The organism is Pseudomonas sivasensis (assembly GCF_052938085.1).
In genome coordinates this window covers 1,449,484-1,464,570 of the sequence record NZ_CP176442.1, presented here as the reverse complement: position 1 = coordinate 1,464,570, position 15,087 = coordinate 1,449,484, and the positions used below count along the sequence as shown (strand labels likewise).

12 protein-coding genes are annotated in these 15,087 nt (G+C 61.1%); 6 read left to right on the top strand and 6 right to left on the bottom strand.

The window, feature by feature from the left end; translation table 11 throughout:
- Nucleotides 1–23: 23 nt before the first annotated feature.
- Nucleotides 24–1,016, top strand: a complete 993-nt coding sequence (locus ACKZ62_RS06950; RefSeq protein ID WP_032887580.1) for a serine O-acetyltransferase — start codon at nt 24–26, stop codon at nt 1,014–1,016.
- A gap of 2 nt (nt 1,017–1,018) precedes the next feature.
- The gene (locus ACKZ62_RS06945; RefSeq protein WP_032887578.1) at nt 1,019–1,747 is read left to right on the top strand and encodes an alanyl-tRNA editing protein; all 729 of its coding nucleotides are present in this window, start codon (nt 1,019–1,021) and stop codon (nt 1,745–1,747) included.
- A 75-nt stretch (nt 1,748–1,822) separates the two neighbouring features.
- On the opposite strand, the gene prpD is transcribed toward ACKZ62_RS06945, so the two are convergent.
- The 6 genes from prpD to ACKZ62_RS06915 all read right to left on the bottom strand — a co-directional run bounded on the left by prpD (nt 1,823) and on the right by ACKZ62_RS06915 (nt 10,276).
- On the bottom strand, nt 1,823–3,307 hold the full coding sequence (prpD, locus tag ACKZ62_RS06940; protein ID WP_032887577.1) for a 2-methylcitrate dehydratase: 1,485 nt from the start codon (nt 3,305–3,307) through the stop codon (nt 1,823–1,825).
- Nucleotides 3,308–3,515: 208 nt separating this feature from the next.
- Nucleotides 3,516–4,706 (bottom strand): 2-methylaconitate cis-trans isomerase PrpF, encoded by a 1,191-nt coding sequence (gene prpF, locus ACKZ62_RS06935; RefSeq protein ID WP_095185342.1) that lies wholly within the window; start codon nt 4,704–4,706, stop codon nt 3,516–3,518.
- Nucleotides 4,707–4,716: 10 nt separating this feature from the next.
- Nucleotides 4,717–7,311, bottom strand: coding sequence for a Fe/S-dependent 2-methylisocitrate dehydratase AcnD (gene acnD / locus ACKZ62_RS06930; RefSeq protein WP_032887573.1), 2,595 nt, complete (start codon nt 7,309–7,311; stop codon nt 4,717–4,719).
- A 194-nt stretch (nt 7,312–7,505) separates the two neighbouring features.
- On the bottom strand, nt 7,506–8,633 hold the full coding sequence (prpC, locus tag ACKZ62_RS06925) for a bifunctional 2-methylcitrate synthase/citrate synthase (RefSeq protein ID WP_032887571.1): 1,128 nt from the start codon (nt 8,631–8,633) through the stop codon (nt 7,506–7,508).
- 42 nt (nt 8,634–8,675) lie between these two features.
- Nucleotides 8,676–9,569 carry a methylisocitrate lyase gene (prpB, locus tag ACKZ62_RS06920; protein WP_015885362.1) on the bottom strand — a complete coding sequence of 298 codons (894 nt, stop codon included), beginning with the start codon at nt 9,567–9,569 and terminating at the stop codon, nt 8,676–8,678.
- Complete coding sequence (locus ACKZ62_RS06915) at nt 9,566–10,276, bottom strand: GntR family transcriptional regulator (protein ID WP_032887568.1); 711 nt, start codon at nt 10,274–10,276, stop codon at nt 9,566–9,568. The genes prpB and ACKZ62_RS06915 overlap by 4 nt, the downstream gene beginning before the upstream one ends.
- Before the next feature lie 271 nt (nt 10,277–10,547).
- On the opposite strand from ACKZ62_RS06915, the gene rloA reads away from it, so the two are divergent.
- The 4 genes from rloA to pabB all read left to right on the top strand — a co-directional run bounded on the left by rloA (nt 10,548) and on the right by pabB (nt 15,048).
- A complete protein-coding gene (gene rloA, locus ACKZ62_RS06910; protein ID WP_032887566.1) occupies nt 10,548–11,081 on the top strand; it encodes a retropepsin-like aspartic peptidase RloA in 534 nt (177 codons plus the stop codon).
- Between the two features lie 5 nt (nt 11,082–11,086).
- On the top strand, nt 11,087–12,619 hold the full coding sequence (gene rloB / locus ACKZ62_RS06905; protein WP_032887564.1) for an osmotic stress tolerance membrane protein RloB: 1,533 nt from the start codon (nt 11,087–11,089) through the stop codon (nt 12,617–12,619).
- Entirely contained in the window at nt 12,619–13,605 is a 987-nt protein-coding gene (locus ACKZ62_RS06900; protein WP_032887562.1) for an alpha-L-glutamate ligase-like protein, read from the top strand. The genes rloB and ACKZ62_RS06900 overlap by 1 nt, the downstream gene beginning before the upstream one ends.
- A 99-nt stretch (nt 13,606–13,704) precedes the next feature.
- Nucleotides 13,705–15,048, top strand: coding sequence for an aminodeoxychorismate synthase component I (gene pabB, locus ACKZ62_RS06895; RefSeq protein ID WP_032887560.1), 1,344 nt, complete (start codon nt 13,705–13,707; stop codon nt 15,046–15,048).
- Nucleotides 15,049–15,087: the final 39 nt, after the last annotated feature.

Below are 15,087 nucleotides of genomic sequence, written 5' to 3'. Positions count from 1 at the left end.
AGCCAGAATGCGGGGGTTCCTCCATGGGCGGCTTTATCGACATGCAACACCTGCATGATGAGTTGCTCACCCAACTCATCAAGACCCTGACGCCTGCGCAAATGAAACAGTTGGAACCGCACCTGGCGCCGCTGATCCAGAGCGCCGCCCAATCGGTGGCCGAAGACCTGATCGCCTATGCCTACCGCGACCCGGCTTCACGCGGTCGCGGCGAGCTGATTCTGGAATCCTATGCCTCGTTCAAGGCGGTGCTGTATTACCGGCTTGCGCACCTGGTGTGGAATTTCCCCGACCAGACCAACGGCGTGTTCTCGCGCATCGCCCTCAAGCTCAGCAACCAGGGCAAAGTGCTGTCCGGCGCCGAGATACACCCGGCGGCGCGCATCGGCCGGCGCTTTGTGCTGGACCACGGCTACGGCACGGTCATCGGTGAAACCTGCGAGATCGGCAACGACTGCTACATCCTCTGCGGCGTGACCCTCGGCGCTCGGGGCATTGCCAACAACCCTGACGGCAAGCGCCATCCACGCCTGGGCAACAACGTCGAAGTCGGCTCCGGTGCCCGGGTGCTGGGGTATGTGTTAATTGGCGATAACGTGTTTATCAGCCCGTCCTGCGTGATCACCCAGGACGTGCCCGCCGGGACCAAGGTCAAGGTGGTCAACCAGATCCAACTGCAGAAAAACGATGAATCGGACCACAGCAGCTACCTTGGCGCCTTCGCCCTGGAGGAGCGCTTGCACGTGGTCGGCGAGGTCAACGCCAGCCACAAGGTGACGGTGCTGGACGCCGACTTCCACCCTTTGCCTGGGCTGATGCTGGAGCCGACAGTGAAGGAGCGTCATCACCTCCAATTTCGTCTGCACCGGGTCGAAGCCGGCAATCAACTGCCGCGCCTGCCGCTGAACCTGAAAATCTGCGGCCCGGAATTTGAAATAACCCTGCTTTCCCCCCCTGGCTTGAGTGCAATGGTGCGCCACCTGTTGCAAGCCAGCCCACTGATCGTCGGAGGTTGAACATGTCCGTGCACTCCATGGAAACCCTGGCGCTGTATGACAGCGCGCCCTACCAGAACGCATTCAGCGCCCGGGTGATTGCCGTAAGCGAACACGGCATTGCCCTGGAGCACACACTGTTCTACCCCACCGGCGGCGGACAGCCGGGCGATACCGGCCACTTGACCTTACCCGATGGTACGCGGGTCGAAGTGATCGGCACCGTACGCGACCAAGTACTGCGCTCGATCATCTGGCACCAGGTTGAACACTGCCCCGAGCAACTGGTTGCCGGAGTACAGGTGGATGCCGGGCTGGATTGGGCACGGCGCTACCAGCACATGAAAATGCACACCTGCCTGCATTTGTTGTGCTCGCTCATCGATGCACCGGTAACGGGCTGCAGCATCAGTGCCGACAAAGGTCGCCTGGATTTCGACCTGCCGGAAATGACCCTCGACAAAGACAGCATCACCCGCGACCTCAACGCGCTGATCGAACAGGCTCACCCGGTGAAAACCCTGTCGATGGCTGCCACGGAATACTCCACCCTGTTGCAGATCACCCGCACCCAAGCGGTCGCCCCCCCGGTGATCCAAGGTTCGGTACGGGTGATTGAAATTGCCGGGATCGACATCCAGCCGTGCGGCGGCACCCACGTGATCAACACTGAGGAAATCGGCCGGGTGTTCTGCGAAAAGATCGAGAAGAAGAGTAAGCACAATCGCCGGGTGATCCTGCGGTTCGAATGAACGCAATTCAAATGTGGGAGGGGGCAAGTCGAATCGTCGCGCCGCCCTCCCACATTTTTAGTTTTGCGTCGCCTGCTAGATCACGAACAGGTCCATGAAGCGGTTTACAGCTGTGGCCTCAAGCTTCGCCTGGTCCTTGCACAACGCAAAGATCTCGGCGCTGCGTTGCGCGGTAAACCGCGTCGCCAGGTTGGCCTTGAACTTGTCTTCCAGCAACGGAATGCCATCCACGCGACGGCGACGATGGCCGATGGGATATTCCACCGCCACCTGCTGGGTGCTGGAGCCATCCTTGAAGAACACCTGCACTGCATTGGCGATGGAACGTTTGTCGGCCTCCAGGTATTCGCGGCTGTAGCGTGGGTCTTCGACAATGACCATCTTGTCGCGCAGCTCATCAATGATGGGGTGGGCTGCATGGAATTCATCTTCGTACTGCTCGGCCACCAGATTGCCGAACGCCAGAGGCACGGCGGTCATGTATTGCAGGCAGTGGTCGCGATCAGCGGCATTGGCCAACTGACCCACCTTGGAAATGATGCGGATCGCCGACTCATGGGTAGTGATCACGATGCGCTCGATCTCATGCAGTCGATGTTTGACCTGCGGATGCAAGGTCACCGCCGCTTCGCAGGCTGTTTGCGCATGGAACTCGGCGGGGAAGCTGATCTTGAACAGCACGTTTTCCATCACATAGGTGCCGTACGCCTGGGAAAGACTGAACGCGCGCTTGTCCTCGGGCTTGAGCGCCAGGTCCTTGTTGGTGTGGCTGAACAACACGTCGTAAAAGCCCCACTGCGGCGCGCTCAAGACACCAGGAATACCCATCTCGCCACGCAGCGCGATATCCGCCAGGCGCACGCCACGGCTTGATGCATCACCCGCCGCCCAGGATTTGCGCGAGCCGGCATTCGGCGCATGGCGGTAAGTGCGCAGCGCTTGCCCATCCACAAACGCGTGGGACAAGGCCGCCAGCAGTTGCTCACGGGTGGCGCCCATCAGCTTGGCAGTGACCGCCGTCGAGGCGACTTTGACCAGCAGCACATGGTCGAGGCCGACACGGTTGAACGAGTTTTCCAGCGCGATAACGCCCTGAATTTCGTGGGCCATGATCATCGCTTCCAACACCGCACGCACGGTCAGCGGCGCATCTCCATTGGCCACACGTTTTTGCGACAGGTGATCGGCCACGGCCAGAATGCCACCGAGGTTATCCGAAGGGTGGCCCCATTCAGCGGCGAGCCAGGTGTCGTTGTAGTCGAGCCAACGCACGATGCAGCCAATGTCCCAGGCGGCCTTGACCGGATCCAGGCGCAACGACGTGCCCGGCACCCGCGCACCGAACGGCACCACCGTGCCCTCGACGATCGGCCCCAGGTGCTTGGTGCACTCGGGAAAACGCAGCGCCAGGAGGCCGCAACCGAGGGTGTCCATCAGGCAGTTGCGGGCGGTGTCGAGGGCGGCTGGGGAGTCGATCCGGTAGGTGAGGACGTAGTCGGCGATGTCCTGCAGAACCTGGTCGTAGTCGGGGCGGTTGTTCTGGTCGACGTTGGTGCTCATGGCAGATCTCCAAAGTGAGTTAGGGTTGTTGCATCCTCAGGGTCAGGGTTGATCGTTTCGCAGGTCTGAATGCCTGCTTATGACTGTGGGGGGGGGCGGTGCGACGATTCGACTTGCCCCCGATGGCGATGGGTCAGTGATGAATGTGTCGACTGACACACCGCTGAATTGTCGCACCGCCCCTCCCACAAGGGATTGGTGTTGGACTTTAGAAAGAGTCGCCGGGTACGCGGACGAAACCTTCCATCAACACCCGTGCACTGCGGCTCATGATGGCTTTCTTCACCACCCACTCACCGTTCACCTGGGTGGCTTCAGCCCCCACGCGCAACGTGCCGGACGGATGCCCGAAGCGCACCGCATTACGTTCAATGCCGCCTGCGGCAAGGTTGACCAATGTCCCGGAAATCGCCGCTGCCGTACCAATCGCCACGGCAGCCGTGCCCATCATGGCGTGGTGCAGCTTGCCCATGGACAGGGCGCGCACCAGCAAATCCACATCGCCAGCCTTGATCGCCTTGCCGCTGGACGCCACGTAATCCGCAGGCTTGGCCACAAACGCGACCTTCGGCGTGTGCTGGCGCTGGGCGGCTTCGTCCAGGTGTTTGATCAGGCCCATGCGCAACGCGCCATAGGCCCGCACGGTCTCGAACATGGCCAAAGCCTTGGGGTCGCCGTTGATCGCGCCTTGCAGCTCGGTGCCGGTGTAGCCGAGGTCTTCGGCGTTGATGAAAATCGTCGGGATGCCGGCGTTGATCAGCGTGGCCTTGAAGGTGCCGACACCGGGCACTTCCAGGTCATCGACCAGGTTGCCGGTGGGAAACATCGAGCCGCCGCCGCCCTCTTCTTCTGCCGCCGGGTCCATGAATTCCAGCTGCACTTCGGCGGCCGGAAAGGTCACGCCGTCCAGTTCGAAGTCGCCGGTTTCCTGCACAGCGCCGTCGGTAATCGGCACGTGGGCGATGATGGTCTTGCCGATATTGGCCTGCCACACACGCACCACGGCCACGCCGTTGTGCGGAATGCGAGCCGGGTCTACCAACCCGGCGGTGATGGCGAACGAACCCACCGCCGCCGACAGGTTGCCGCAGTTGCCGCTCCAGTCGACAAAGGGTTTGTCGATGGAGACTTGGCCAAACAGGTAGTCCACGTCGTGCTCGGCGCGGGTGCTTTTGGCCAGGATCACGCTTTTACTGGTGCTCGATGTGGCGCCGCCCATGCCGTCGATTTGTTTGTCGTAGGGATCGGGGCTGCCGATCACCCGCAACAACAAGGCATCGCGGGCAGCGCCCGGTACCTGCGCCGAGGCGGGCAGGTCCTGGAGGCTGAAAAATACGCCCTTGCTCGTGCCGCCACGCATATAGGTGGCGGGGATCTTGATTTGCGGTACGTGTGCCATGGTTGTCCTCTTAAGCGGTCGCCGCCGATTCCAGGAAGTCCTGGGCAAAACGTTGCAACACGCCGCCCGCCTCGTAGATCGACACTTCTTCGGCGGTGTCGAGGCGGCAGGTCACCGGCACTTCGACACGTTCGCCATTCTTGCGATTGATCACCAGGGTCAACTGCGCACGCGGGGTGCGCTCGCCGACCACGTCATAGGTTTCACTGCCGTCGATGTGCAGGGTGTGACGATCGGTTCCCGGCAAAAACTCCAGGGGCAACACGCCCATGCCCACCAGGTTGGTGCGGTGGATGCGCTCGAAACCTTCGGCGGCAATCGCCTCCACACCGGCCAGACGCACGCCCTTGGCCGCCCAGTCGCGGGACGAACCCTGGCCGTAATCGGCACCGGCGATGATGATCAGCGGCTGCTTGCGTTCCATGTAGGTTTCGATGGCTTCCCACATCCGCGTAACCTGGCCTTCCGGCTCGATGCGCGCCAGGGAACCCTGTTTAACCTTGCCGTTTTCCACCACCATTTCGTTGAACAGTTTCGGGTTGGCGAACGTTGCGCGCTGCGCGGTCAAATGGTCGCCGCGGTGGGTTGCGTAGGAGTTGAAGTCGACTTCCGGCAGGCCCATTTTCGCCAAGTATTCGCCGGCGGCGCTGTCGAGCATGATCGCGTTGGACGGCGACAGGTGATCGGTGGTGATGTTGTCCGGCAGCACCGCCAGCGGGCGCATCCCCTTCAGCGGACGCGCTCCGGCCAGCGCACCTTCCCAATACGGCGGACGGCGGATATACGTGCTCTGCGGACGCCAGTCGTACAGCGGCGCGACTTTGGGGCCGGTGTCTTCGTGGATCGCAAACATCGGGATATACACCGCGCGGAACTGCTCCGGCTTGACCGAGGCCTTGACCACCGCGTCGATTTCTTCGTCGCTCGGCCAGATGTCCTGCAGGCGGATTTCCTTGCCGTCGGCGTCGAGGCCGAGCACGTCCTTCTCGATGTCGAAACGGATGGTGCCGGCAATCGCATACGCCACCACCAGCGGCGGCGACGCGAGGAAAGCTTGCTTGGCGTAAGGGTGAATGCGCCCGTCGAAGTTGCGATTACCCGACAGTACGGCGGTGGCATACAGGTCGCGGTCGATGATCTCTTGCTGGATCACCGGGTCGAGCGCGCCGGACATGCCGTTGCAGGTGGTGCAGGCAAACGCCACCACACCGAAACCGAGCTTATCCAGTTCGTGACCGAGGCCGGCTTCTTCCAGGTACATGGCCACGGTTTTCGAACCGGGTGCCAAGGAGGATTTGACCCACGGCTTGCGCTTGAGCCCCAGCTTGTTGGCATTGCGCGCCAACAGCCCGGCGGCGATCACGTTGCGCGGGTTGCTGGTGTTCGTGCAACTGGTGATGGCGGCGATGATCACCGCGCCATCAGGCATTTGCCCTGGCACTTCATCCCACTGTCCGGAGATACCTTTGGCCGCCAGGTCGCGGGTGGCGACGCGGGCGTGGGGATTGCTCGGGCCGGCCATGTTGCGCACGACGCTGGACAGGTCGAAGGTCAGGCCGCGCTCGTACTGCGCGCCTTTCAAATCATCCGCCCACAGACCGGTGTGACGCGCATATTGCTCGACCAGTGCGACCTGTTGATCTTCACGACCGGTGAGTTTCAGGTAGGCGATGGTTTGTTGGTCGATATAGAACATCGCTGCCGTGGCGCCGTATTCCGGGGCCATGTTGGAGATGGTCGCGCGGTCGCCCAAGGTCAGGTTTGATGCGCCTTCGCCAAAGAACTCCAGCCATGCGCCGACGACTTTCTGTTGGCGCAGAAACTCGGTCAGCGCCAGCACCATATCGGTGGCGGTGATGCCCGGTAGCAGCTTGCCCGTCAGCTCGACACCGACGCTTTCCGGCAGGCGCATCCACGAGGCGCGACCGAGCATCACGCTCTCCGCTTCCAAGCCGCCGACGCCAATGGCGATCACGCCCAGAGCATCCACGTGGGGCGTGTGGCTGTCGGTGCCGACGCAGGTATCCGGAAACGCCACGCCGTCACGCACCTGGATCACCGGGGACATTTTCTCCAGGTTGATCTGGTGCATGATGCCGTTACCCGGCGGGATCACGTCGACGTTCTTGAAGGCCTTTTTGGTCCACTCGATAAAGTGGAAACGGTCTTCGTTGCGACGGTCTTCAATGGCGCGGTTTTTCTCGAACGCATCGGGGTCAAAACCCCCGGCTTCGACGGCCAGGGAGTGGTCAACGATCAATTGGGTCGGCACCACCGGGTTGACCTGGGCCGGGTCGCCGCCTTGCAGGGCGATGGCATCGCGCAGGCCGGCGAGGTCGACCAGCGCGGTCTGGCCAAGAATGTCGTGGCACACCACACGCGCCGGGAACCAGGGGAAGTCGAGATCGCGCTTGCGTTCGATCAACTGGCTCAGGGAAGCATTGAGAGTGGCCGGGTCGCAGCGGCGCACCAGGTTTTCTGCCAGTACGCGGGAGGTGTAGGGCAAGGTGGCGTAGGCGCCAGGGGTGATTGCTTCGACTGCCGCACGGGCGTCGAAGAAATCCAGGCGGCTGCCGGGGAGCGGTTTGCGAAATTCTGTGTTCATCGTCAGGACTCGGTCACGGTGATTACAAAAGGAAGACCTGGGCCGATCCAGAATTGAAATGCGATCAACGTGTGGGAGGGGGCTTGCTCCCGATGGCGGTGGATCAGTTGCTATGAGTGTTGAATGACACACCGCTATCGGGGGCAAGCCCCCTCCCACATTTGATTCGATTACCACTTCAGGATCGTCAGTCTTCAGCGACGTTCGATTGGCACGAACTTGCGCTGTTCGACGCCGGTGTACTCGGCGCTTGGACGGATGATGCGGTTGTTGGCGCGTTGCTCGAATACGTGAGCTGCCCAGCCGGTAAGGCGCGAGCAGACGAAAATCGGCGTGAACAGCTTGGTGGGAATGCCCATGAAGTGGTACGCCGAGGCATGGTAGAAGTCGGCATTAGGGAAGAGTTTTTTCTGTTCCCACATGGTCTTGTCGATGGCTTCGGAGACTGGGAACAGCACGGTGTCGCCCACTTCGTCAGCGAGTTTTTTCGACCAACCCTTGATCACTTCATTACGCGGGTCGTTGTCTTTGTAGATCGCGTGGCCGAAGCCCATGATCTTGTCTTTGCGCGCCAGCATGCCGAGGGTGCCTTCGACAGCCTCCTCTGCCGAACCGAAACGCTCGATCATTTCCATCGCCGCTTCGTTGGCGCCGCCATGCAGCGGACCGCGCAGGGAGCCAATGGCGGCAGTGACGCAGGAGTAGAGATCGGACAGGGTCGAGGCACACACGCGAGCGGTGAAGGTCGACGCGTTGAATTCGTGCTCGGCGTAAAGGATCAGCGAGACGTTCATGACCTTCTCATGCAGCTCGCTCGGTTTCTCGCCGTGCAGCAGGTGCAGGAAATGACCACCGATACTCGGCTCGTCGGTCACGCAGTCGATGCGCTTACCGTCGTGGCTGAAGCGGTACCAGTAACACATGATTGCCGGGAAGGCGGCGAGCAAGCGGTCGGTGACATCGCGCTGCACGCTGAAGTCTTTTTCCGGCTCGATGTTGCCCAGGAACGAACAACCGGTGCGCATCACGTCCATCGGATGGGCGTCGGCGGGGATGCGTTCCAGCACTTCCTTGAGCGCTTGCGGCAGGTCGCGCAGCTTGCTCAGCTTCTGGCTGTACGCAGCCAGTTCGGCTTTGGTCGGCAATTCGCCGTACAGCAGCAGGTAGGCGACTTCCTCAAACTGCGCATCGGCAGCAAGTTCGCGAACATCGTAGCCGCGATAGGTCAGGCCGGCACCGGCCTGGCCCACGGTGGACAGTGCAGTTTGCCCGGCGACCTGGCCACGCAGGCCGGCGCCACTCAGTACTTTTGCTTCAGCCATGGTTTTTCTCCAATTTTGTCGTTATTCAGGGAGACGTGTTCGTCACTTCTTCGCGGCGAACAGCGCGTCGAGCTTCTGCTCGAAGGTGTGGTAGTCGATGCGATCGTAAAGCTCCATGCGGGTTTGCATGGTGTCGATCACGTTCTGTTGGGTGCCGTCGCGACGGATCGCGGTGTAAACGTTCTCGGCGGCCTTGTTCATGGCGCGAAAGGCCGAGAGCGGATACAGCACGATGGAAACATCAGCAGATTTCAACTGTTCGGTGGTGTACAGCGGCGTCGCGCCGAATTCGGTGATGTTGGCCAGGATCGGCGCTTTCACACGGGCGGCGAACAGTTTGTACATCTCCAGTTCAGTGATGGCTTCCGGGAACACCATGTCGGCGCCAGCCTCGATGCAGGCGGCGGCACGCTCCAAGGCGGACTCCAACCCTTCGACGGCCAAGGCATCGGTACGCGCCATGATCACGAAGCTGTCATCGGTGCGCGCATCCACGGCGGCCTTGATGCGGTCGACCATTTCCTGCTGGGACACGATTTCTTTATTCGGACGATGGCCGCAGCGCTTGGCGCCGACCTGGTCTTCGATATGAATCGCGGCGGCGCCGAACTTGATCATCGATTTGACGGTGCGCGCCACGTTGAACGCCGAGGAGCCAAAACCGGTGTCCACGTCCACCAACAGCGGCAGGTCGCAGACGTCGGTGATACGGCGCACGTCGGTGAGCACGTCATCCAGGCCAGTGATGCCCAGGTCGGGCACGCCCAGGGAACCGGCCGCCACGCCCCCGCCTGACAGGTAGATCGCCTTGAAGCCAGCGCGCTTGGCCAGCAGCGCGTGGTTGGCGTTGATTGCGCCGACTACCTGCAACGGCTGTTCACTGGCGACTGCGTCACGGAAACGCTGGCCGGGTGTGCTTTTGTTGTTCGAACTCATGACTCACCTCTATCAGGGGCGCCGTCCGGGAAGTGACGGGCAATGTTGCGTTTGGACGCGCCGATATGACGGCGCATCAGCAGTTCGGCCAGTTCACCGTCGCGATCGGCAATCGCGTCAAGAATACGGTGATGCTCGGCAAAAGCCTGGCGTGGACGATTGGGGGTGGTGGAGAACTGGATGCGGTACATGCGCACCAACTGGTACAGCTCGCCGCAGAGCATTTGGGTCAGGGTGCGGTTACCGGCGCCTTGAATTATCCGGTAATGAAAGTCGAAGTCGCCTTCTTGCTGGTAGTAGCCGACGCCGGCCTGGAACGCAGCATCCCGTTCGTGGGTGTGCAGCACTTGGCGCAGCTCTTCGATTTCGGCGTCGGTCATGCGCTCGGCGGCCAGGCGGCAGGCCATGCCTTCCAGAGATTCGCGGATTTCATAGAGTTCGATCAGCTCGGCGTGGCTCAGGGACACGACCCGCGCGCCCACATGGGGCACGCGCACCAGCAGGCGCTGGCCTTCCAGGCGGTGGATCGCCTCACGCAACGGGCCACGGCTGATGCCGTAGGTGCGGGCCAGTTCCGGTTCGGAGATCTTGCTGCCGGGGGCGATCTCGCCTTTGACGATGGCGGCCTGGATGCGCCGGAAAACGTTCTCCGACATCGTTTGGGATTCGTCCGACACGACTATCGGAGCTTCAGGCTGAACCAGCATATTGTCGACACCTTGAAAAGCAATGCCGCAAAAACTAGCCAATCAGACCTCGATAGTCAAAGAATAAATACACATTGTCGACAATCGTCTAATAACCCTTGTTGCACGCGCTCGGAGCATGGCCGCCTGCCAGCGGTGGCGCCAAAAAAGCATCATGTTAGAATGCCGCCGCATTTGCCTGACATCGCTTGATGAAACGGCGCACGAGGGAGTTTGCGCAGCAATGCCAGTCGCCTTGAATTGAACATCGCACTGCACCGCCTCAGGATCTATGAGACTCAAGCCCTTCCCCCTGTTTTGCCTACTGTTCATCCCCGGCCTTGGCGTTGCCGCCGAGAAGACCGTGTATGGCCTCAATGAATATGCCCAATTGGCTGGCATCGACCTTGAAGTGGCCGCCAAGCTGGACACCGGCGCCAAGACCGCCTCCCTCAGCGCCCGTGATATCAAGCGCTTCAAGCGCAACGGCGAATCCTGGGTGCGCTTCTACCTGGCCATCGACACCGCCCATTCCCACCCCATCGAACGGCCCCTGGCCCGAGTCAGCAAGATCAAGCGCCGCGCCGGTGACTACGATCCCGATGAGGACAAGAACTACACCGCCCGTCCAGTGATAGCCCTGGATATCTGCATGGGCACCGCTTTACGCAGCATCGAAGTGAACTTGACTGACCGCAGCGCATTCCAATATCCGCTGCTGATCGGCTCCGAAGCGTTGAAACGCTTTGATGCGCTGGTCGACCCCAGTCTTAAATACGCAGCAGGCAAACCCGCCTGCGCCGCCGACGCTCATACCGCCGAGTAAACCGAATGCGCTCTCTTACCCTGCACCTGAAAATCCTGATCGCCATCCTGGTGGTGCTGGGTATTTCGGTCACCGCCTACCAGATCTTCGTGCTGGGCATTCCTGTCACTGAGGACGCGACCGACGATTTGTGGAACATCGACGCCAAGGTCGAGTTCGTCGCCAATCCGAAGGACCCGGTGAAGATCCAGATGTTCGTGCCGCCCCTGAGCCGCGACTTCGTCAGCCTTAATGAGAGCTTTATCTCGAACAACTATGGGGTGAGCGTCAATCGTATTGACGGTAACCGTAAGGTCACCTGGTCGGCACGCCGCGCCAACGGCAACCAGACCCTGTATTACCGCCTGGTGCTGACCAAGCGTTACAGCGGTGAAAAAACCAAGATCAAAGGCCCAACGTTCCGCGACAGCATCGCGGTGGAAGGCCCGGAAAAAATCGCCGCCGAAGCCCTGCTGGCGCCGATCCGCCAACATTCGGCCGACGTCGAAACCTTCATTACCGAAGCCATCAAGCGCACCAACAACCTCAACGACGACAATGTGAAGCTGTTGCTCGCCGGCGACCCGTCCACGCCGCACAAGGCCAAGATCGTCGAGTTGCTGCTGTCCATCGCCCACGTGCCGGTGGAAAAGGTCCACACCATCCGCCTGGTCGCCGACCAGCCGCAAACGCCCGAACTCTGGCTGCGCAGCTTTAATGGCAATGACTGGCTCTACTTCAACCCGGAAACCGGCGAACAGGGCCTGCCCAGCGACCGCCTGCTGTGGTGGACCGGCGATGAAAACCTGATCACGGTCGACGGCGGCAAGAAAGCCATGGTGACGTTCAGCCTGAACAACAGCGAAATGAACGCGATTCGCCTGGCCAAGCTGACGGATGAAAACACCGACGCCAACTTCCTCGAATACTCGCTGTACGGCCTGCCACTGCAAACCCAGCAGACGTTCATGATCATGGTGATGATCCCGATTGGCGTGCTGGTGATTCTGATCCTGCGCAACCTGATCGGCCTGCAGACCCTGGGCACGTTCACGCCAGTGCTGATTGCCCTCGCGTTCCGCGAGACGCAATTGGGCTTCGGAATCGTGCTTTTCACCATTATTACGGCACTGGGGCTGTCACTCAGGTCGTACCTGGAACACTTGAAGCTGCAAATGCTGCCGAGGCTGTCGGTGGTGCTGACCTTCGTGGTGGTGCTGATCGCGGCCATCAGTCTGTTCAGCCATAAACTGGGGCTGGAGCGCGGGCTGTCGGTGGCACTGTTCCCGATGGTGATCCTGACCATGACCATCGAACGCCTGTCGATCACCTGGGAAGAACGCGGTGCCAACCATGCGTTGAAAGTGGCGATTGGTACGTTGTTCGCTGCCTCCCTGGCGCACTTGATTATGAGCGTGCCGGAGTTGGTGTACTTCGTGTTCACCTTCCCTGCGATCCTCCTGATCCTGGTGGGCTTCATGCTGGCCATGGGTCGTTATCGCGGCTACCGCCTGACCGAGCTGGTGCGTTTCAAGGCGTTCTTGAAGGCTGATAAGTAATGTTCGGTTTCTGGAAGACCTGGAAAGCCCTGGAAGCGCGGGGAATCATGGGCATCAACCGGCGTAACGCCGATTACGTGCTCAAGTACAACAAGCGCAGCCTGTACCCGATCGTGGATGACAAGATCATCACCAAGGAACGGGCGATCGCGGCGGGTATCCACGTGCCGGAAATGTATGGAGTGATCTCCACCGAGAAGGAAATCGACAAGCTCGATGAAATTATCGGTGGGCGCAGCGACTTCGTGATCAAGCCGGCCCAGGGCGCCGGCGGTGACGGCATTCTCGTGGTGGCCGATCGTTTTGAAGGGCGCTACCGCACGGTGTCCGGCAAGATCATCAGCCATGAAGAGATCGAGCATCAGATTTCCAGCATCCTCACCGGCCTGTATTCCCTGGGCGGCCACCGTGACCGCGCGCTGATCGAGTACCGCGTGGTGCCCGACCAGATCTTCAAGAGCATCAGCTACGAAGGCGTGCCGGATATCCGCATCATCGTGCTGATGGGCTACCCGGTGATGGCCATGCTGCGGTTGCCGACCCGCCAGTCCGGCGGCAAGGCCAACCTGCACCAGGGCGCCATTGGCGTCGGTGTGGACCTTGCCACCGGCCTGACCCTGCGCGGTACCTGGCTGAACAACATCATCACCAAACACCCCGACACCACTAACGCGGTGGATGGCGTGCAACTGCCCAACTGGGACGGTTTCATGAAGCTGGCCGCCGGCTGCTATGAGCTATGCGGGCTGGGCTACATCGGTGTGGACATGGTGCTGGACCAGGAAAAAGGCCCGCTGATCCTGGAGCTCAATGCGCGGCCAGGGCTGAACATCCAGATCGCCAACGATTGCGGCCTGACCTTGCGCACCCACGCGGTAGAAGCACGACTGGAAGCACTCAAAGCCGCCGGTGTGACGGAAACCCCGGAAGAGCGGGTGAAGTTTGTGCAGGAAATGTTTGGGCATATTCCCCCTGTGGAAGGCTGATCCGGTCTTCGAACTGTCTATCGCCGACATCCCCTCTAGGAGCAAATCCTACAGGGGACTACAATCCCCTCCCCCGCGCCCTGGCTGATCCACCCTCGCATGTCGACCTGTTCAGTACACCCGCTGCCCTATCGGGCCAACCCCGCCGAGTATTTTGCGGCGATTCGCCATGCACCCGGCGCGGTCCTGCTCGACAGCGGCCGACCTGCTGCCGAACGCGGTCGTTATGACCTGCTCAGCGCCTGGCCCGAGGCGACCCTGGCAGTGGATCCTAACGAAAGCGGCAGCAACTTCCTGCGGAGATTACGGAAAAACCTTTCACAGTTGGGTGAAGCGAAATTGCCCGACGGCTATGAGTTGCCGTTTGCCGGTGGCTTGATCGGCTACCTGAGCTACGACTTTGGCCGGCATTTGGAACAGCTGCCGCACTTGGCGGTGGATGATTTGCACCTGCCGGATGCGCGTTTTGGACTGTATGCCTGGGCGCTGATCAGCGACCACTTGGCACAGACCAGCCAACTGGTATTTCACCCGGCGCTGGCCGGTAGCGAACGGCAGCGACTGATCACGCTGTTCAGCGGTGACGCCGCCACCGCCCCTGCAACCTTCAAATTGCAGGGCCCCATGGCGCCGGATCTCAGCGTTGAGGCTTACCAACAGGCCATTGAGCGCATCCAGGATTACATCCAGGCCGGCGACTGCTATCAGGTCAACTTCGCCCAACGTTTTCGTGCGCCGTGCAGCGGTGATCCTTGGGTCGCCTATTGCGCCTTGCGCGAAGCCTGCCCGACGCCCTTCTCCGGATTCCAGAGCCTGCCCAATGACGGCGCGGTATTGAGCCTGTCACCGGAGCGTTTCGTGCGCGTCAGCGAGCGCCAGGTCGAAACCCGCCCGATCAAAGGCACCCGCCCACGCGGTGTCACGCCTGAAGAAGACGCCGCCCACGCCACGGAACTGCTGGCCAGCCCCAAGGATCGCGCCGAAAACCTGATGATCGTCGACCTGCTGCGCAACGACCTGGGGCGCAGTTGCCGCACCGGCTCGGTGAGCGTGCCGGAGTTGTTCAGCCTGGAAAGCTACCCCAACGTGCACCACCTGGTGAGCAGCGTCACCGGCACACTGGCCGACGACAAAGACGCCCTCGACCTGATCGCCGGCAGCTTCCCTGGTGGCTCCATCACCGGCGCGCCGAAGATTCGCGCCATGCAGATCATCGACGAACTGGAACCCACCCGACGCGGCTTGTACTGCGGTTCGCTGGTGTACCTGGACGTACGCGGCGAGATGGACAGCTCCATCGCCATTCGCAGCTTATTGGTCAAGGATGGGCAAGTGTGCTGCTGGGGCGGCGGCGGGATTGTCGCGGATTCGCAGTGGGAGGCCGAGTATCAGGAGTCGCTGACGAAGGTGCGGGTTTTGCTGCAAACGCTGGAAGGGTTGTAGCAGGTAGACCTCTTGTGGCGAGGGAGCTTGCTCGCGTTG

Excerpts from the sequence above, each read along its gene's own strand:
- ACKZ62_RS06950 (WP_032887580.1), top strand. The coding sequence starts at position 24 with ATGGGCGGCTTTATCGACATGCAACACCTGCATGATGAGTTGCTCACC.
- ACKZ62_RS06945 (WP_032887578.1), top strand. The coding sequence starts at position 1,019 with ATGTCCGTGCACTCCATGGAAACCCTGGCGCTGTATGACAGCGCGCCC.
- prpD (WP_032887577.1), bottom strand. The coding sequence starts at position 3,307 with ATGAGCACCAACGTCGACCAGAACAACCGCCCCGACTACGACCAGGTT.
- prpF (WP_095185342.1), bottom strand. The coding sequence starts at position 4,706 with ATGGCACACGTACCGCAAATCAAGATCCCCGCCACCTATATGCGTGGC.
- acnD (WP_032887573.1), bottom strand. The coding sequence starts at position 7,311 with ATGAACACAGAATTTCGCAAACCGCTCCCCGGCAGCCGCCTGGATTTC.
- prpC (WP_032887571.1), bottom strand. The coding sequence starts at position 8,633 with ATGGCTGAAGCAAAAGTACTGAGTGGCGCCGGCCTGCGTGGCCAGGTC.
- prpB (WP_015885362.1), bottom strand. The coding sequence starts at position 9,569 with ATGAGTTCGAACAACAAAAGCACACCCGGCCAGCGTTTCCGTGACGCA.
- ACKZ62_RS06915 (WP_032887568.1), bottom strand. The coding sequence starts at position 10,276 with ATGCTGGTTCAGCCTGAAGCTCCGATAGTCGTGTCGGACGAATCCCAA.
- rloA (WP_032887566.1), top strand. The coding sequence starts at position 10,548 with ATGAGACTCAAGCCCTTCCCCCTGTTTTGCCTACTGTTCATCCCCGGC.
- rloB (WP_032887564.1), top strand. The coding sequence starts at position 11,087 with ATGCGCTCTCTTACCCTGCACCTGAAAATCCTGATCGCCATCCTGGTG.
- ACKZ62_RS06900 (WP_032887562.1), top strand. The coding sequence starts at position 12,619 with ATGTTCGGTTTCTGGAAGACCTGGAAAGCCCTGGAAGCGCGGGGAATC.
- pabB (WP_032887560.1), top strand. The coding sequence starts at position 13,705 with ATGTCGACCTGTTCAGTACACCCGCTGCCCTATCGGGCCAACCCCGCC.